At 40.0% G+C, this 17480-nt stretch carries 18 protein-coding genes; 16 read left to right on the forward strand and 2 right to left on the reverse strand.

Annotated elements, in window-relative coordinates; genetic code table 11:
• Positions 1-137: 137 nt before the first annotated feature.
• The 7 genes from GOM48_RS03150 to yaaA all read left to right on the forward strand — a co-directional run bounded on the left by GOM48_RS03150 (position 138) and on the right by yaaA (position 9594).
• Positions 138-1748: a hypothetical protein gene (locus GOM48_RS03150; protein ID WP_235098326.1), complete on the forward strand. Its 1611-nt coding sequence runs from the start codon at positions 138-140 to the stop codon at positions 1746-1748.
• A 1-nt stretch (position 1749) separates the two neighbouring features.
• Positions 1750-2781, forward strand: a complete 1032-nt coding sequence (locus GOM48_RS03155) for an acyltransferase family protein (protein ID WP_235098328.1) — start codon at positions 1750-1752, stop codon at positions 2779-2781.
• Positions 2774-3760: a glycosyltransferase family 2 protein gene (locus GOM48_RS03160; RefSeq protein ID WP_235098329.1), complete on the forward strand. Its 987-nt coding sequence runs from the start codon at positions 2774-2776 to the stop codon at positions 3758-3760. Before GOM48_RS03155 ends, GOM48_RS03160 begins: the two co-directional genes overlap by 8 nt.
• A gap of 210 nt (positions 3761-3970) precedes the next feature.
• A complete protein-coding gene (locus tag GOM48_RS03165; RefSeq protein ID WP_235098331.1) occupies positions 3971-6667 on the forward strand; it encodes a cation-translocating P-type ATPase in 2697 nt (898 codons plus the stop codon).
• 104 nt (positions 6668-6771) lie between these two features.
• Entirely contained in the window at positions 6772-7182 is a 411-nt protein-coding gene (locus tag GOM48_RS03170) for a peptide deformylase (protein ID WP_235098333.1), read from the forward strand.
• 11 nt (positions 7183-7193) lie between these two features.
• Positions 7194-8789: a hypothetical protein gene (locus tag GOM48_RS03175; protein ID WP_235098335.1), complete on the forward strand. Its 1596-nt coding sequence runs from the start codon at positions 7194-7196 to the stop codon at positions 8787-8789.
• 76 nt (positions 8790-8865) lie between these two features.
• Complete coding sequence (yaaA, locus tag GOM48_RS03180) at positions 8866-9594, forward strand: peroxide stress protein YaaA (protein WP_235098337.1); 729 nt, start codon at positions 8866-8868, stop codon at positions 9592-9594.
• Positions 9595-9625: 31 nt separating this feature from the next.
• On the opposite strand, the gene GOM48_RS03185 is transcribed toward yaaA, so the two are convergent.
• Both GOM48_RS03185 and GOM48_RS03190 read right to left on the reverse strand, forming a co-directional pair.
• Positions 9626-10174, reverse strand: coding sequence for an NAD(P)H-dependent oxidoreductase (locus GOM48_RS03185; protein WP_235098339.1), 549 nt, complete (start codon positions 10172-10174; stop codon positions 9626-9628).
• 91 nt (positions 10175-10265) lie between these two features.
• Entirely contained in the window at positions 10266-10712 is a 447-nt protein-coding gene (locus tag GOM48_RS03190; RefSeq protein ID WP_235098341.1) for a MarR family winged helix-turn-helix transcriptional regulator, read from the reverse strand.
• Between the two features lie 118 nt (positions 10713-10830).
• On the opposite strand from GOM48_RS03190, the gene GOM48_RS03195 reads away from it, so the two are divergent.
• The 9 genes from GOM48_RS03195 to GOM48_RS03235 all read left to right on the forward strand — a co-directional run bounded on the left by GOM48_RS03195 (position 10831) and on the right by GOM48_RS03235 (position 17479).
• On the forward strand, positions 10831-11307 hold the full coding sequence (locus GOM48_RS03195) for a DUF5590 domain-containing protein (RefSeq protein ID WP_235098343.1): 477 nt from the start codon (positions 10831-10833) through the stop codon (positions 11305-11307).
• Positions 11308-11316: 9 nt separating this feature from the next.
• Complete coding sequence (locus tag GOM48_RS03200; RefSeq protein WP_235098345.1) at positions 11317-12498, forward strand: pyridoxal phosphate-dependent aminotransferase; 1182 nt, start codon at positions 11317-11319, stop codon at positions 12496-12498.
• A complete protein-coding gene (locus GOM48_RS03205; protein WP_132973876.1) occupies positions 12498-12869 on the forward strand; it encodes a VOC family protein in 372 nt (123 codons plus the stop codon). Before GOM48_RS03200 ends, GOM48_RS03205 begins: the two co-directional genes overlap by 1 nt.
• A gap of 13 nt (positions 12870-12882) precedes the next feature.
• Positions 12883-14226: an asparagine--tRNA ligase gene (gene asnS / locus GOM48_RS03210; RefSeq protein ID WP_000167131.1), complete on the forward strand. Its 1344-nt coding sequence runs from the start codon at positions 12883-12885 to the stop codon at positions 14224-14226.
• Between the two features lie 133 nt (positions 14227-14359).
• Positions 14360-15568 carry an MFS transporter gene (locus GOM48_RS03215; RefSeq protein WP_084926080.1) on the forward strand — a complete coding sequence of 403 codons (1209 nt, stop codon included), beginning with the start codon at positions 14360-14362 and terminating at the stop codon, positions 15566-15568.
• A 132-nt stretch (positions 15569-15700) separates the two neighbouring features.
• Positions 15701-15991: a 30S ribosomal protein S6 gene (gene rpsF / locus GOM48_RS03220; protein WP_001151782.1), complete on the forward strand. Its 291-nt coding sequence runs from the start codon at positions 15701-15703 to the stop codon at positions 15989-15991.
• A gap of 11 nt (positions 15992-16002) precedes the next feature.
• Positions 16003-16473, forward strand: coding sequence for a single-stranded DNA-binding protein SsbA (gene ssbA, locus GOM48_RS03225; RefSeq protein WP_000609594.1), 471 nt, complete (start codon positions 16003-16005; stop codon positions 16471-16473).
• 31 nt (positions 16474-16504) lie between these two features.
• Entirely contained in the window at positions 16505-16744 is a 240-nt protein-coding gene (gene rpsR / locus GOM48_RS03230; RefSeq protein ID WP_000068664.1) for a 30S ribosomal protein S18, read from the forward strand.
• 225 nt (positions 16745-16969) lie between these two features.
• Entirely contained in the window at positions 16970-17479 is a 510-nt protein-coding gene (locus GOM48_RS03235; RefSeq protein WP_084948899.1) for a GNAT family N-acetyltransferase, read from the forward strand.
• The last annotated feature ends 1 nt before the right edge of the window (position 17480 follow it).

Here is a 17480-nt window from a genome sequence, read left to right on the forward strand (position 1 = left end):
TATAGTATTCTACCATTATACTGGTTTTCAAGGGAAAATTCAAACGATATAGGCTTATAAGATTGGAGGTAAGCTAGTTTTTTAGAAGGAAATGTGGTAGAATTGAAGGGTAATATTTATTTGAAAGAGAGCTTGTAATGATAAATAAAAATATGGTCAATAGGCTACTTAGCTTAAGTTTTTTATTTTTGCCATTTTTATTTTTTTATCTCTATATATCATTTAGAGGTTTTGAATATCCTGTTGTAGATGATATCATGGTGAACCAAACTATATTATCTGGGGAGAATATGTTATTACCTTATATGGGAATTCTATTATCTTCAGGTTTAGCTTTACTACAACAAATTTTTACAAATTGGAATATTTATTTTTGTTTTTTAGTTAGTATTTATTGTATTAGTTTTGGCGTCTATGCTATCTTTTTTTATAAGAAAAAACTGTATCTTTTGCTTCCGATAGTGTTTTTAGCCCAATTGATACTTATTAAATATTTTTCTTTTTCCGTTATCGCATATTTATCAGCTACAGCAGCAACTTTTTTACTATTTGACAAAAGGTACATTTTTGGACTATCACTATTGTTCATTGGTTTATCTATTCGACCTCAAATTATATCGAGCTTTGTTTTACTGTTATTCCCTTTTCTGCTTTTTGAGTGGATATCTTCTAAAAAAAGAAAAGAAGTTGTTTTATTATTTAGCGTCATTTTACTGATTTTTGCTTCCAATAAACTATATACACTAGGGAAAGCTGACGTACAAGAATATTTGACATGGAATACCCTAAGTACTAATTTGAGAGATTATCCTGCTATTGATTATCAAAGACATGCGAATGAATATGAAGCTTTGGGAGTAAGTGAGAATGATTTGAATGTTTCAACCTACTGGTTATTTGCTGAAAAAAAAGCCCTTAGCAATACTCTTTTAACAAACATCCAGTCTGTTCGTTCCCTTTCAGAGAAATACTCGTTTAATCTGCCTCAGATGATATCAGATTTTTTTAAGAATAGTATCCTGACAACCTTCTCTATAATACTGATTAGTTGGTTTTTGATTTTTAAGCCTACGAAGCTATACGGATGGTTTGTACCGATTTTCCCCTTACTTTTAATTGGAGCTCTCTTTGTTAGACAGAGGGTAGTAGAGCGCGTATATATCCCTCTAATAGTATGTTTCTTATTAGTATTTCTTTTTTATGCTCGATCATTTTATGAAAAAAGACGTTTATTTGATAAGAGGAAGGTATTCCTTAGCATACAAATAATGGGGATACTAGTAGGGGCAGCATGGATAAATCAGCTTGGACAAGAACTGTATTGGTTTCCCTATATTCAATCGTCAGTAGTCTCAGAGTACCAAAATCTTGTACAGAGGAATTCGGATAAACTTATTGTTTTCGGTGGATATGGCACTTTGGTATCATCTCAGCCTACATTATCAACTTTTAAATTAAGAACCAATCAGTTAGTGACAAATACGACAACATTAGGAAATTGGCAGACTTTTTCTCCACATTATTATCAACAAATGAGGAGATACGGAGTTGAAGAACCTGATAATCTGTTGTCTTCTGCAATCAACAATCAGAATATTCTCTTCTTTTGGTCCACTTCCTCAGGGAATATGGATAGTGTTAAAAAAATCATGAAAGAACATTATCAGAAGGATGTTTACTTTGAGGAGGTTGAATCTGTAACTTCAGATATGAGCGTTTATCGATTAAAATTAGGAACAGGAGGATAGTATGAAGAATCGAATTGGTTACATAGATATGTCTAAAGGTTTAGCGATTATATTAGTTATCATTGGACATAGTAGCTTTGTTCCAAATAATGCTAAGTTGCTTCTCTATTCATTCCACATACCGTTGTTCTTTTTCTTATCTGGTTTTACTTTGAATGTTAGAAAATACGAAACCTTCTCAGGCTATTGTTTAAATAAGGTAAAGAGTTTAGTTATTCCTTTTTTCTTGCTGAATAGTTTTGTTTTTCTGTTTCAACTTTTTGTCATGTACCCTGATCAAGTTCTGAGTTTCAATATTCTTCATTTTACAAAACAGTTACTGATTTCAGATCGTTTGCATATTTATTTTCAATTATGGTTTTTGAATGTGATGTTTTTGGCTCATGTTTTCAGTTATTTTATTTTAAAGAGAAAATGGAATTTGGCTCAGTGGATAATAATAATCTTATCTCTCTTGGTTTTAGTCTATATCGGACAGAAGGTATATGAGAGGGAGTATTATTTAATTTGGAATATTGATTTAGTTCCTGTTGCTCTGATTTTCATCTTGCTGGGAGTATGGACTAAGAATAATTTACATCAATTAGAAAAGTATTTTTCGATTTACTTTTTACCGATTGGACTTATTCTTACCAATTATAGTAGTAAACTAAACTATCGAGTGAGTGGCCATCAAATTGTTGATTTGTATTATCAGCAAATTGGGAATCATTTCTTATTTTACTTGGCAGCTATTTCAGGAATTTGGAGTGTTCTTATATTTTTTAAAACAATTCCAGAGAGTTCCATTTTGAAATCAATCGGACAAAAAACGTTGATTTATTATGGAATACATTCGCCGATAGTTCTGGTGTTAGTAGAAAAATTAGTCAAAGAATTGTCTACTAAATATACTGGAATTTTTGTTAATCAATATATAATAACAGTTTTTGTAGCTTTATTGACAATTTTGGGCTGCGAATTGATAGTCAGGGTGTTTAGAGGAACCAACTTTCCTTTTGGGATAAAAATATTAGGAGAAAAAGATGAGTAGACACAAGCCAATTTTATATATCGTTGTTCCATGTTACAACGAAGAACAAGTCTTACCACATACTAATCCAATGTTTGTTGAAAAAATTAAGCAACTAGTAAAGAAAGAAGAAATCCATCCCCATAGTAAAGTTATGTATGTCAATGATGGTAGTAAGGATCGGACTTGGGAACTGATAGAAACTTATGCTAAATCCATCCCTTTTGTAGTTGGTGTGTCACAAAGTCGTAACAGGGGTCATCAAAGTAGTGTCCTTGCAGGTATGTATGAGGCCATTCAGTTTGCTGATATTGTCATTACCATTGATGCCGATGGACAAGATGATATCAATTGTATGGATAAAATGATTGAAGAATATAAAAGCGGTTCTGAAATTGTCTACGGTGTACGTGATAACCGTGATACGGACTCTGCATTTAAACGAATTACAGCTGAAGGTTTTTATAAAGTGCTACGCCTATTTGGAGCAGAAGTTGTTTTTAATCATGCCGACTATCGATTGGTTTCTAAAAGATTCTTGAAGGAATTAGAAAAATTCACTGAAGTCAATCTTTTTCTTCGTGGTTTAATGCCTTTAGTTGGCTTTAAATATTCTTACGTTTCATATAAGCGTCATGAACGAATTGCTGGTGAGAGCCATTATCCACTGTCTAAAATGCTTGGTTTGGCTATGGATGGCATTACTAGTTTATCAATAAAGCCGATTAGGTTGATTACAAGTCTTGGTGTTTTGACGTCACTCTTTAGTTTTCTATTGATTATTTGGGTTGTATGGAGTAAGTTTGCTGGTACAGTCGTGGCTGGCTGGGCGAGTACCTATGCAATAGTTAGCCTACTTGGTGGAGTTCAATTGATTAGTTTGGGCGTAATTGGTGAATATGTTGGAAAGATTTATCTGGAAACAAAACGCCGTCCTAGATACATTATCAGTGAACGTACTTTTGATCCAGATAGTGTTTCATCGGATTTTAATTCTTGAAAATTGTTCAAATTTTGATATAATAGTACTACTCAAGGGAGTAGCTGGCAGAAACCTGTGATAGTGTCGTCATTCCGAATTGTATACTGAAAAGTATGTTTTCCGGCACTATCTTAAACAGCGAGACTTGTTATGATTAACAGGTCTCTTTTTGTTTGTCATAAAACTAAAAGAGAACTTGTTTTGCACACAATGTCAAGGAGGAGACACATGTCAAAAGAACAAAAACGCCAAGCGTTTTATACTCAAAGTCCTGAAGAGGTCTTGAAGTCAGTTGAAGCAACTGAGCAAGGTCTTTCGTCAAGCGAAGCGCAGAAACGCCTAGCTGAATATGGACGTAATGAACTGGAAGAGGGTGAGAAAAAATCTCTCCTAGTCAAGTTTATCGAGCAATTTAAGGATTTGATGATTATTATTTTGGTGGCTGCAGCCATCTTGTCTGTCATAACTTCTGGTGGGGAAGATATCGCAGATGCCATCATTATCCTTGCCGTGGTTATCATCAATGCTGCCTTCGGTGTTTACCAAGAAGGAAAAGCAGAAGAAGCCATCGAAGCCCTCAAATCTATGTCCAGTCCAGCTGCTCGCGTTATTCGTGATGGACACATGGCAGAAATTGATTCCAAAGAATTGGTGCCAGGAGATATCGTTGCCCTTGAAGCAGGTGACGTAGTGCCAGCAGACCTACTTTTGCTAGAAGCTAATTCTCTTAAAATCGAAGAAGCAGCTTTGACAGGTGAGTCTGTTCCAGTTGAAAAAGACTTGACCGTAGAGCTCGCTGCCGATGCTGGTATTGGTGACCGTGTCAATATGGCCTTCCAAAACTCAAACGTGACTTATGGTCGTGGTCTTGGTGTTGTTGTCAATACAGGTATGTACACGGAAGTTGGTCATATCGCTGGCATGCTCCAAGATGCGGATGAGACGGATACACCACTCAAACAAAACTTGAACAACCTTTCTAAGGTCTTGACGTACGCTATCTTGGTCATTGCCCTTGTTACTTTTGTAGTGGGTGTTTTCATTCAAGGTAAAGATCCACTTGGTGAGTTGATGACTTCTGTTGCGCTTGCTGTTGCAGCCATCCCAGAAGGGCTCCCTGCTATCGTAACCATCGTTCTTGCCCTTGGTACTCAAGTTTTGGCAAAACGAAACTCTATCGTTCGTAAGTTGCCAGCAGTAGAAACGCTTGGTTCAACAGAAATCATCGCTTCTGATAAGACTGGTACGCTTACCATGAACAAGATGACAGTCGAGAAAGTCTTCTATGACGCAGTCCTACATGACTCTGCTGATGACATTGATCTTGGCTTGGACATGCCGCTTCTTCGTTCTGTTGTTTTGGCCAACGATACCAAGATTGATGCTGAAGGAAACCTGATCGGGGATCCAACGGAAACAGCCTTCATCCAGTATGCCTTGGACAAGGGCTATGATGTTAAAGGGTTCTTAGAGAAATATCCTCGTGTAGCTGAATTGCCGTTTGACTCAGATCGTAAACTCATGTCAACGGTTCATCCATTGCCAGATGGTACATTCCTCGTGGCAGTTAAGGGAGCTCCAGATCAACTTTTGAAACGTTGTGTTGCTCGTGATAAGGCTGGAGATGTTGCTCCGATTGATGAGAAAGTCACTGAATTAATCCATACAAACAACTCTGAAATGGCTCACCAAGCCTTGCGTGTCCTTGCAGGTGCGTATAAGATTATTGATAGCATTCCAGAAAATCTCACTTCTGAAGAGCTTGAAAACAACTTGATCTTTACTGGTTTGATTGGGATGATTGACCCTGAGCGTGCCGAAGCAGCAGAAGCTGTTCGTGTCGCTAAAGAAGCGGGAATCCGTCCGATCATGATTACGGGTGACCATCAAGACACAGCAGAAGCTATTGCCAAACGTTTGGGAATTATCGACGAAAATGACTCGGAAGACCATGTCTTGACTGGTGCTGAACTCAACGAACTTTCTGATGAAGAATTTGAAAAAGTAGTTGGTCAATATTCTGTTTATGCGCGTGTATCTCCAGAACACAAGGTTCGTATCGTCAAAGCTTGGCAAAACCAAGGTAAGGTCGTTGCCATGACAGGTGACGGTGTTAATGACGCTCCAGCTCTGAAAACAGCCGATATCGGTATCGGTATGGGAATCACTGGTACAGAGGTTTCTAAGGGTGCTTCTGATATGATTCTTGCGGATGATAACTTTGCGACTATCATCGTCGCAGTTGAAGAAGGACGTAAGGTCTTCTCAAACATTCAAAAGACCATCCAGTACCTGCTTTCTGCAAATACTGCTGAAGTATTAACCATCTTCCTATCAACCTTGTTTGGTTGGGATGTCCTACAGCCAGTTCATCTCTTGTGGATTAACTTGGTAACCGATACCTTCCCAGCTATCGCTCTCGGTGTTGAGCCAGCTGAGCCAGGTGTTATGACCCACAAACCACGTGGACGCAAATCAAGCTTCTTCTCAGGTGGAGTCATGAGTTCCATCATCTATCAAGGTGTACTCCAAGGGGCACTCGTCTTGACCGTTTATGGTCTTGCTCTTGCCTATCCAGTTCATGTGGGTGACAATCAAGCTATTCATGCTGATGCCCTCACCATGGCCTTTGCAACACTTGGTTTGATTCAGCTCTTCCATGCCTACAACGTCAAGTCTGTTTACCAATCTATCTTGACAGTCGGACCATTCAAGTCTAAGACTTTCAACTGGTCTATCTTGGTATCTTTCATCCTCTTGATGGCAACAATCGTCGTAGAGCCGCTTGAAGGTATCTTCCACGTAACCAAACTGAACTTGTCACAATGGGGAATTGTCATGGCTGGAAGCTTCTCAATGATACTCATTGTCGAAATCGTCAAGTTTGTTCAACGCAAGCTTGGTTTTGATAAGAACGCGATTTAAAAAGAAAGTCATCTTCGGATGGCTTTTTTTGCATTTGAGGAGAATAGTTAGGAGTTATCCGCTTTTGTGCTATAATAAAGTAAAATGGCAAGGAGCGTAAGAGAATGGAAAAGAAAATTGTCCGAGATGTCTTATTTTTGTCGCAGGTCTCGAAACCTGCAAGGCAGGAAGACCTTTATCTAGCTAGAGATTTACAGGATACCATGCTGGCCAATCGCGAGACCTGTGTCGGTCTAGCGGCTAATATGATTGGCGTGCAGAAGCGCGTGATTATCTTTAATCTTGGCTTGGTTCCCATAGTCATGTTTAATCCCGTTCTCCTTTCCTATAAAGAACCTTACGAGACAGAGGAAGGGTGTTTGTCCTTGACTGGGGTGCGACCAACAACTCGTTATGAAACGATTACGGTTTCCTATCGTGATAGCAAGTGGCAGGAACAGACCATTACGCTGACGGGTTTTCCAGCTCAGATCTGCCAACATGAACTGGATCATTTGGAAGGACGGATCATTTAGGAGGAATTCAGATGAAACGTATAATTTTTGAACTTGTTTTTATCGCAACGACATGGTATATCTTTTTACCACCCTTCAATCTGACTAGTTGGGAATTCATCTTCTTTCTCTGTGGGCATCTGGTGGTGATGGGAATTTTGTTTAGTTTCCGCAAGGATACCAATCTCCTCAAGACAGTTCACCTACGTCATGGCAAGGCTGCCAAAGATCTCAATCTAGAAGGATTCCTTTTTACCAAACTTAGTAGAGGATTGTTTCTGACTGCAGCTATCATCTTTGTCCTTGCTGGTCTGGTAAGTCTAGTAACCTCTAGCTTTTTCCAAGCAAAAAATTATGCTAATGTAGTGTCTATCACAGAAAAAGACTTTAAAGATTTTCCTAAGAGTGATACCAGTAAGGTTCCAATCCTAGATCGGAGCACTGCAGAAAAGATTGGAGACCGTTATCTAGGCTCTCTGACGGATAAGGTCTCCCAGTACGTAGCAGCAGATACTTATACTCAGCTGACGGTTGATGGCAAACCCTATCGGGTGACACCTTTGGAGTATGCCGACCCGATCAAATGGTTTAATAATCAGTCCAAGGGAATTGGCGAGTATATCAAGGTTGATATGGTGACAGGAAATGCGGAATTGGTGGATTTAAAAACGCCAATGAAGTATTCAGACTCTGAGTATTTTAACCGCGATGTCAAACGCCATCTTCGGATTAAGTACCCAACCAAGATTTTTAAAACCCCATCCTTTGAGGTGGATGATGAAGGCAATCCCTTCTATGTAGCAACCGTTTATCAAAAACAGTTTGGTCTAGGAGTCCCTCGCCCTTCGTCTGTTATTATCTTAGACGCCACCAATGGAGAAACCAAGGAATACAGCTTGGATGAAGTCCCAGAATGGGTGGATCGTGTCTATCCAGCAGAAGAAACCATCGAACAAATCAACTACAACGGCAAGTATAAAGATGGCTTCTGGAATGCCTTGATTTCTAAGAAAAATGTTACCCAAACGACGGAGGGCTATAACTATCTTTCTATCGGAAATGACATTTATCTCTACACAGGGGTGACTTCAGCCAATGCTGACGAAAGCAATCTAGGATTTATCCTTGAAAATATGCGTACTGGTGAAATCACCAAGTACAACCTAGCTTCAGCAACTGAAGAATCTGCCCGTGCTTCCGCTGAAGGAGCCGTTCAGGAGAAGGCCTACAAGGCTACCTTCCCTATCCTTGTTAATCTCAATGACAAGCCTCTTTATATCATGGGCTTGAAAGACAACGCAGGCTTGGTCAAGGAGTATGCTTTGGTAGACGCAGTGGAGTACCAAAACGTCATCGTAGCAGCTACAGTAGATGAACTCCTCAGCAAATATGCCAATAAAAACGACCTAGAGCTGGATAATGAAACGGTAGAAAACATCAAGGGAGTGGTTTCAGACCTTAAATCAGCTGTTATCAAGGGGGATACCGTCTACTTCTTTAAAGTTGATGGCAAGATTTATAAGGTCAAGGCTTCCGTGTCAGACGACCTCCCTTACCTCGAAAATGGCCAATCCTTCGAAGGTCTAGTTGGAAAAGATAACTATCTCAAGACCTTTAAAGTCAAGTAAAAGAAACTTCGGTATGAACCGAGGTTTTTAAGATGAAATTCTTGGTTGTGGTTAAAAAATATGCTACACTAACAATATGAAAATTTTAATCCCAACAGCAAAAGAAATGAACACAGACCTTCCTTGTATCGAAGCGCTCCCTTTGAGGGAAGAAAGTCAGGCAGTCCTTAACTCACTGGCGCATTACTCAGCTAGTGAATTAGAGACTTTTTATAAAGTATCTGCTGAGAAAGCAGAAGAAGAGTACGCTCATATTCAAGCTCTAAAAGATCACAGGGCTAAAAACTATCCAGCCTTGAAACTCTTTGATGGTCTCATGTATCGTCACATCAAACGAGATGAGTTAACCGAGGCTGAACAAACCTATCTTGAAGATCATGTCCTGATTACCTCGGCTTTATACGGTGTTGTCCCCGCCTTGTCGCCCATGGCTCCTCATCGTTTGGACTTCTTGATGAAGTTAAAAGTTGCTGGTAAGACTTTAAAGAGTCATTGGAAGCCAGCCTACGATGAGGCACTACAGGATGAGGATTTGATATTTTCACTCCTATCATCAGAGTTTGAAACCGTATTTTCGAAGGAAATCAGAGAAAAGATGGTGACCTTCAAATTTATGGAGGACAAGGCAGGTCAGCTGAAGATTCACTCAACCATTTCAAAAAAAGCCCGTGGCGCCTTTTTGACCACCTTGATAGAAGGGCAAGTTCAAACTGTTGAACAAGCTCGCCAGCTCAGTTTTGCAGGTTTTGACTACCAACCTGATTTATCCAGTGACTTAGAACTCGTCTTTATGAAACAAGCATAAAACCAGCTCATTCGAGCTGGTTTTTGTTTGATTAGTTGATGGCTGCAAGAAGGTCGTCAGCTTGTTTTGCAAGTGATGAAGCAGTTGTTTCTTGTAACACCAATTTTCCGTCTGCCCAAGCAGAGTCATTGACACGAGCAGCTGTAAAGTCACCAACGACTTGTGTACGGATAAATGGCAAGAGGTCTTTGTAAATAGCAAAGAGTTGTTCGTGACCTGCATTGGCTACAGATGAGACAGTAACAAACTTGTCTTGGAGGGCAGAAGCACCACGTGTATCAGACAAGTCAAGGGCGCGCGAGAGCCAGTCAAGCAAGTTTTTCACTGTTCCAGGGATAGAGAAGTTGTAGACTGGAGAGAAGATCCAGATCGCATCCGCAGCAAGGACTGCTTCACGAGCAGCAGCTACAGCTGGATGAGTTGGAACTTCCAAATCTTGGCTGAAGAGAGGAACAGCTGAGTAATCAAGATAGCTAACTTCCGCTTTTCCAGCAAGTGCTTTTTCAGCTTCGAGGGCCATTTGGTGGTTGAAAGAACCTTGGCGTAGTGAACCGACGATAAATAATACTTTTTTAGACATGATTTGTCTCCTTTAGTTTAAAATTCAAAGAGCGAACTCTTTTGTCACCATCTATGTTACAACAAATGATACTAATTAGCAATAATTTTGCTCACAAATTTTTAAATTTTTTTAAAATCCGGATTAAGTCTTCCTTTTCGCCATCTTCCAAGATGCTGAGTGCTTCTAAGATAGAATCGATATGGTCAGGAAGAACCTCTTCGATTTTTCTGCGTCCTGCAGGTGTTAATTTTAGGAAAAAGGATCGACGATCTTTCGGGTCACAAGTTCTAGAAATCCATCCATCTCGAACCATATTTCGAATGACAACAGTCATGTTTCCAGAAGTGGCCAACATTTTTTCAATCAAATCCTGAATGCGTAGTTCCCCCTTGCTATAGAGGGTTTCCAAAACTGAAAATTGAGTGGGTGTTAGCCTATGTTCTTTAGCGGCCTTGGCTTCATATGGTTTAAAGGTTCGTATGGCTTTATTGAGGACGATAGCTGTTTTTAAGTCTAGTTGATTATCGGAAATTTTCTTTTTCAAATATTGTTTCATAAGGTTATTTTATCAATAATGAGAGAGAAAAACAAGAACTTATATTTTATAGGAAAAGATTCTTAGAATGTTTCTATCTTCACTTGTAATAAAAGAGGAGAGATGGTAAAATAGACGAGTGAAACTAAGACAGAAAAAAGCAAAAAACAAGCTACTTTTACAGTATGGAATCGGCATTGCTCTGGTAGTACTAGTCATGACCACTTCCTTCCTTTATCTGATATCACTCAGCATGAAACCCTATCAAGATGCTAGAGTTGAGGGAGAAAAACTAGCCAAGCAGTATGCAGAATTGGAACAGGCAGACCAGGTTGATTTTTATAATGGGCTAGAAGGCTATTACAGCGTTCTGGGGCATAATAAAAAGCAAGAGGCCATTGCCGTACTGATTGAAAAGAATGAACATAAGATTTATGTTTATCAGCTAGATAAGGGGATTTCTCAAGACAAGGCAGCGACGATTTCGAGGGAAAAAGGAGCTAGCGACATTGACAAAACCACCTTTGGTCGTTATCAGGATAAGCCGATTTGGGAAGTTAAGTCAGGAAACCAGTACTATCTGGTTGACTTTGAAACAGGAGCAGTGATCCAATAAGGAGGGCATATGAAACTATCCAAACGTGTACTAGAAATGGAAGAAAGCGTCACTCTAGCTAGTGATGCAAGAGCCAAAGCATTAAAAGCTCAAGGAAAGGATGTTCTTTTCTTAACCTTGGGTCAGCCTGATTTTCATACTCCTGAAAACATTCAGGATGCAGCGATAGAAGCGATTCGAGATGGACGAGCTTCCTTTTATACAGTTGCTTCAGGCCTACCAGAGTTAAAAGCGGCTGTTAATACCTATTTTGAACGCTATTATGGGTATTCTGTAGCAGCTAATGAGGTTACCTTTGCCACTGGTGCTAAGTTCTCTCTCTACACCTTCTTTATGGCTGTGGTCAATCCAGGTGATGAGGTCATTATTCCTACACCATACTGGGTCAGCTATGGGGACCAGGTCAAAATGGCAGAAGGAGTGCCAGTCTTTGTCCAGGCAAAGGAAGACAATCACTTTAAAGTAACAGTAGAGCAGCTAGAAGTGGCTCGGACAGATAAGACCAAGGTCTTGGTTCTCAATTCGCCATCCAATCCGACCGGTATGATCTACTCTCGTGAGGAACTCTTGGCTATCGGAAATTGGGCTGTTGAACATGATGTCCTTATCCTAGCAGATGATATTTATGGTCGTTTGGTTTATAACGGGAACGAATTTGTTCCAATCTCTAGTCTGTCAGAAGCTATTCGCAAGCAAACCATAGTGATTAACGGTGTATCTAAGGCCTATGCCATGACTGGTTGGCGGGTAGGTTATGCTGTGGGAAATCCTGAGATTATCGCTGCTATGAGCAAACTAACAGGACAAACAACCTCCAACCTGACTGCTGTATCGCAATATGCTACCATTGAAGCCCTAACTGGACCGCAAGATTCTGTCGAAACCATGCGCCAAGCATTTGAGGAACGGTTGAACACTATTTATCCTCTCTTGTGCCAAGTACCAGGATTTGAAGTTGTCAAGCCCCAAGGAGCCTTCTATCTTTTCCCAAATGTTAAAAAAGCGATGGAGATGAAGGGTTATACCGATGTGACGGACTTTACAACAGCTATCCTTGAAAAAGTTGGTCTTGCCTTGATTACAGGAGCTGGATTTGGAGCACCAGAAAATGTTCGTCTCAGCTATGCCACAGACTTGGATACCTTGAAAGAAGCTATTCGCCGTTTGCATCAGTTTATGGAGGAATTATAATGATAGATCATTTTACCCTTAAGGTAAAGAATTTAGAAGTTTCTAAAGCTTTCTATCAAGCTACTTTAGCTACTTTAAATTATCACCTTCAATTTGATACGGGGCAGGTCGTTAGTTTCACAGAACCGCGAGATGTGGATCCAGGTGGTGATTTTTGGCTAAATGTTGGTCAACAAGAGCCGATGCATTTTGCCTTTAGTGCTCGAACTTGTCAAGAAGTAGATGCTTTCTATCATGTAGCTTTGGCTGCTGGAGGAAAGGATAATGGTGCACCTGGCGAACGTAAAAATTACCATGTGGGATACTATGCTGCGTTTATTATTGACCCAGATGGAAATAACATAGAGGCAGTTTGCCATAAAGAAGAATAGAAAAGGAAAAATAATGACAAAACGTGTAACAATTATCGATGTAAAAGACTACGTTGGTCAAGAAGTGACGATTGGCGCTTGGGTTGCCAACAAATCAGGAAAAGGGAAAATTGCCTTCTTGCAATTACGTGATGGGACAGCCTTTTTCCAAGGTGTAGCCTTTAAACCAAACTTTATTGAAAAATTTGGTGAAGAGGTAGGTCTTGAAAAATTTGACACCATTAAACGCTTGAGCCAAGAAACTTCTGTTTATGTGACAGGGATTGTCAAAGAAGACGAGCGTTCTAAGTTTGGTTATGAGCTCGATATTACAGATATCGAAGTTATTGGTGAATCTCAAGACTACCCTATCACACCAAAAGAACACGGAACAGACTTCTTGATGGACAACCGTCACTTGTGGCTCCGCTCTCGTAAGCAAGTGGCTGTGATGCAAATCCGTAACGCTATCATTTATGCAACTTATGAGTTCTTTGATAAGAACGGCTTCATGAAGTTTGATAGCCCAATTCTTTCAGGAAATGCGGCAGAAGATTCAACTGAACTCTTTGAAACTGACTACTTTGGAACGCCAGCCTACTTGAGCCAATCAGGTCAGCTTTACCTAGAAGCAGGAGCTATGGCTCTTGGCCGTGTCTTTGACTTTGGTCCAGTATTCCGTGCGGAGAAATCAAAAACGCGCCGTCACTTGACTGAGTTCTGGATGATGGATGCGGAGTACTCTTACTTGACACATGATGAGTCACTTGACTTGCAAGAAGCGTATGTTAAAGCCCTTCTTCAAGGTGTTCTTGATCGTGCGCCTCAAGCCTTGGAAACCTTGGAACGTGATACAGAGCTCTTGAAACGCTACATTGCTGAGCCGTTCAAACGCATCACTTACGATCAAGCCATTGACCTTTTGCAAGAGCATGAAAATGATGAAGATGCTGACTACGAGCATTTGGAGCATGGAGATGACTTTGGTTCACCACACGAAACCTGGATTTCAAACCACTTTGGTGTACCAACCTTTGTCATGAACTACCCAGCAGCCATCAAGGCCTTCTACATGAAACCAGTTCCTGGTAACCCAGAGCGCGTGCTTTGTGCAGACTTGCTGGCACCAGAAGGGTATGGAGAAATCATCGGTGGTTCTATGCGTGAGGAAGACTACGATGCCCTTGTCGCTAAGATGGAAGAACTTGGTATGGATCGTACAGAGTATGAATTCTACCTTGACCTTCGTAAATATGGTACAGTACCACATGGTGGATTTGGTATCGGTATCGAGCGTATGGTAACCTTCGCAGCAGGAACAAAACATATCCGTGAAGCTATTCCATTCCCACGTATGTTGCATCGTATTAAACCATAAAAAAACTAAAACGCCGTAATAGGCGTTTTTTCAAAACACCATAATACTTGAAGGAAGAGGTGAAGGACATGTAAAGTAAAGCTTAACAAGTGACAAACACAAAGATACAAATACACTTGTTAAAGGAGAAACTATGTTTAAACGAAATTACCGGAAGAATATCGGTCTCATGGCTGGTGTGGAATTTTTTGCCTTTTTGGGCATTACCAGCTTTTGGATTCTATTTCTCAGTCAAAACGGGATGTCGCTTTGGCAGATTGGCTTATTGGAAAGTATTTTTCATGCCACTAGTGTCATCTGTGAAATTCCCTCTGGAATGTTAGCTGACCGCTATTCCTATAAAACCAATCTGTATTTAAGTCGAATAGCTGGGATTGCGTCGTCTATTCTCATGTTACTAGGACAAGGTAATTTTTGGATTTATGCACTTGCTATGGTGGTGAGTGCCTTGTCTTATAATTTCGATTCGGGGACGAGTGCAGCCATGGTTTATGATTCGGCCGTGGAAGCTGGATTAAAAGAGCGCTACTTGTCCATCTCAAGTTTTATGTCAGGAGTAGCAGAAGGAACTCGGTCTTTGGGAACCGTTTTAGCAGGATTTTTTGTCCATGATCAGTTGCACTCGACCTACTATGTCATGATTGCTACTTCTATAATCGTTCTTTTCCTAACTTGGATGCTAAAAGAGCCTAGTGTTAAAGCACAAAAATCTGAGCGCTTGACGATGAAAAAAATAATCTGGACTGTCAAAGAGGAGTTGCAGAGAAATCCCAGTCTTTTTGGTTGGATGATTCTGTCCCAAATCATCGGAACACTGATGTGTATGTTTTATTTTTACTATCAAAATCAACTGCCTGACCTAGAAGGATGGCAGATTTCGATGGTCATGCTGATGGGCAGTGCTTTGAATATCTGGGCAGTTTATCTAGCAAGTAAGATTGGAAAGAGGTATTCAGCCTTAAAGCTTTTTCCAATTCTTGTGCTCTTGACGGGAGGAACTTATTTGCTGTCCTACTTTGGTACACCACTGATTTATATTTTAGTTTATTTGATCAGTAACGCCTTATATGCTCTCTTTCAACCAATTTTTGACAACGATTTACAAAAGCGACTCCCAAGTGAGGTACGGGCAACCATGCTAAGTGTCTACTCTATGATGTTCAGCCTGAGTATGATCGTCATTTTTCCTCTGACGGGATGGTTGATTGACTATCTAGGATTTGTAGTAGCCTTTCTTTACTTAGGGTTCATTTTAGTACTAGCCAGCTTTTTGCTATTTTTCATTTTGAAAGAGATGGCCGGATTTTTGGAACTAAAAGAGAATGTTATTTCTAAGAAATAGAGTTATTTTTCACTTTTATCTTTTTTCTCTTGCCATCTACTAGCTTTTCTAGTATAATAGTTAATTGTGAGCAAACCTCACTTACCCCTTGCAAAGACTAGGGGTCATTAGACCAAAAGGAGGAACATATCAATGGCTAAATACGAAATTCTTTATATCATTCGTCCAAACATTGAAGAAGAAGCGAAAAACGCTTTGGTAGCACGTTTTGACTCTATCTTGACTGACAACGGTGCAACTGTTGTTGAATCAAAATCATGGGAAAAACGTCGTCTTGCATACGAAATCCAAGATTTCCGTGAAGGACTTTACCACATCGTTAACGTTGAAGCAAACGATGACGCAGCTCTTAAAGAGTTTGACCGTCTTTCAAAAATCAACGCTGACATTCTTCGTCACATGATCGTCAAACTTGACGCGTAAGAAGGTAAACTATGATTAACAATGTTGTACTTGTAGGGCGTATGACACGTGACGCTGAGTTGCGTTATACCCCATCAAATGTAGCAGTTGCGACTTTTACTCTTGCAGTAAACCGTACATTCAAGAGTCAAAATGGCGAACGTGAGGCTGATTTCATCAATGTCGTTATGTGGCGCCAACAGGCTGAAAATCTTGCTAACTGGGCTAAAAAAGGCTCTCTTATCGGGATCACAGGTCGTATCCAGACTCGTAGTTACGATAACCAGCAAGGACAACGTGTCTACGTAACAGAAGTCGTGGCTGATAATTTCCAAATGTTGGAAAGCCGTAGCGTGCGTGAAGGACATACAGGTGGAGCTTATTCTGCACCAACTGCTAGTTATACAGCACCTACACAATCAGTACCTGACTTTTCACGTGATGAAAATCCATTTGGAGCAACCAATCCGTTGGATATTTCAGATGATGATTTACCATTCTAATGGACAATTAAAACTATAAAGGAGAAAAAACATGGCTCAACAACGTCGTGGCGGATTCAAACGCCGTAAAAAAGTTGATTACATCGCAGCAAATAAAATTGAATATGTTGATTACAAAGATACTGAGCTTCTTAGCCGTTTCGTTTCAGAACGTGGGAAAATCCTTCCACGTCGTGTAACAGGAACTTCAGCTAAAAACCAACGTAAAGTAACAACAGCTATCAAACGCGCTCGCGTAATGGCTTTGATGCCTTTCGTAAACGAAGATTAAAAAAAAGACCCGGGTGGGTCTTTTTTTCAGGTCCCCCGGACCTCTTTTTCAGCTTCATACGGGCCTTTTTATCAGGTCCTATGAATCTCTTTTTCAGACTTTACAGGACTCTATTAGAAAGGGCTCTCTTTTGATCTAGTAAGATTCTTTTGCCTTACTAGGTTTTTTCTTTTAATTTTTATTATCGTGTTATAATGGTAGGAGAAAGCTTTAAAGGAGCATCTTATGAAGACGACATGTTCAATTAGAAAAATGCAAGAATCTGACATTAAAGATCTATCTCAAGGATTTATCAGCCAAGGTTGGCCAAGTAGAGAGGAAATTTTAACTCTATACTTTAAGGAACAGGAGAGTGGAGAGAGGGAAGCTTTAGTTGCTAATTTTGAGGGTGTAGTAGCGGGGTACATCACTATTTTACCAATTGCCAAGCATGGTCCCTTTGCTGGAATGTCTCCAGAACTTTCAGATTTCAATGTCTTTGAGCCCTTTCAAAATCAAGGTATTGGAAATCTCTTGCTGGAAGAAGCAGAAAAACGAGTTAAGCTCATATCGGATAAGGTGACTCTTGGTGTTGGGCTCCATTCAGGGTATGGACCTGCCCAGAGATTGTACATCAAACGAGGTTATATTCCAGATGGAACGGGAGTTTGGTATCGAAACCAACCGTTGGAAATGAATGCCACTATTCAAAATAATGATGATTTGGTTTTGTACTTATCCAAGGAATTAGAATAAG

It is taken from the genome of Streptococcus oralis (assembly GCF_021497885.1).
Lineage (GTDB): Bacteria > Bacillota > Bacilli > Lactobacillales > Streptococcaceae > Streptococcus > Streptococcus oralis_BQ.

Coding starts and splice junctions, on each gene's coding strand:
- GOM48_RS03150 (WP_235098326.1), top strand. CDS start 138: ATGATAAATAAAAATATGGTCAATAGGCTACTTAGCTTAAGTTTTTTA.
- GOM48_RS03155 (WP_235098328.1), top strand. CDS start 1,750: ATGAAGAATCGAATTGGTTACATAGATATGTCTAAAGGTTTAGCGATT.
- GOM48_RS03160 (WP_235098329.1), top strand. CDS start 2,774: ATGAGTAGACACAAGCCAATTTTATATATCGTTGTTCCATGTTACAAC.
- GOM48_RS03165 (WP_235098331.1), top strand. CDS start 3,971: ATGTCAAAAGAACAAAAACGCCAAGCGTTTTATACTCAAAGTCCTGAA.
- GOM48_RS03170 (WP_235098333.1), top strand. CDS start 6,772: ATGGAAAAGAAAATTGTCCGAGATGTCTTATTTTTGTCGCAGGTCTCG.
- GOM48_RS03175 (WP_235098335.1), top strand. CDS start 7,194: ATGAAACGTATAATTTTTGAACTTGTTTTTATCGCAACGACATGGTAT.
- yaaA (WP_235098337.1), top strand. CDS start 8,866: ATGAAAATTTTAATCCCAACAGCAAAAGAAATGAACACAGACCTTCCT.
- GOM48_RS03185 (WP_235098339.1), bottom strand. CDS start 10,174: ATGTCTAAAAAAGTATTATTTATCGTCGGTTCACTACGCCAAGGTTCT.
- GOM48_RS03190 (WP_235098341.1), bottom strand. CDS start 10,712: ATGAAACAATATTTGAAAAAGAAAATTTCCGATAATCAACTAGACTTA.
- GOM48_RS03200 (WP_235098345.1), top strand. CDS start 11,317: ATGAAACTATCCAAACGTGTACTAGAAATGGAAGAAAGCGTCACTCTA.
- GOM48_RS03205 (WP_132973876.1), top strand. CDS start 12,498: ATGATAGATCATTTTACCCTTAAGGTAAAGAATTTAGAAGTTTCTAAA.
- asnS (WP_000167131.1), top strand. CDS start 12,883: ATGACAAAACGTGTAACAATTATCGATGTAAAAGACTACGTTGGTCAA.
- GOM48_RS03215 (WP_084926080.1), top strand. CDS start 14,360: ATGTTTAAACGAAATTACCGGAAGAATATCGGTCTCATGGCTGGTGTG.
- rpsF (WP_001151782.1), top strand. CDS start 15,701: ATGGCTAAATACGAAATTCTTTATATCATTCGTCCAAACATTGAAGAA.
- ssbA (WP_000609594.1), top strand. CDS start 16,003: ATGATTAACAATGTTGTACTTGTAGGGCGTATGACACGTGACGCTGAG.
- rpsR (WP_000068664.1), top strand. CDS start 16,505: ATGGCTCAACAACGTCGTGGCGGATTCAAACGCCGTAAAAAAGTTGAT.
- GOM48_RS03235 (WP_084948899.1), top strand. CDS start 16,970: ATGAAGACGACATGTTCAATTAGAAAAATGCAAGAATCTGACATTAAA.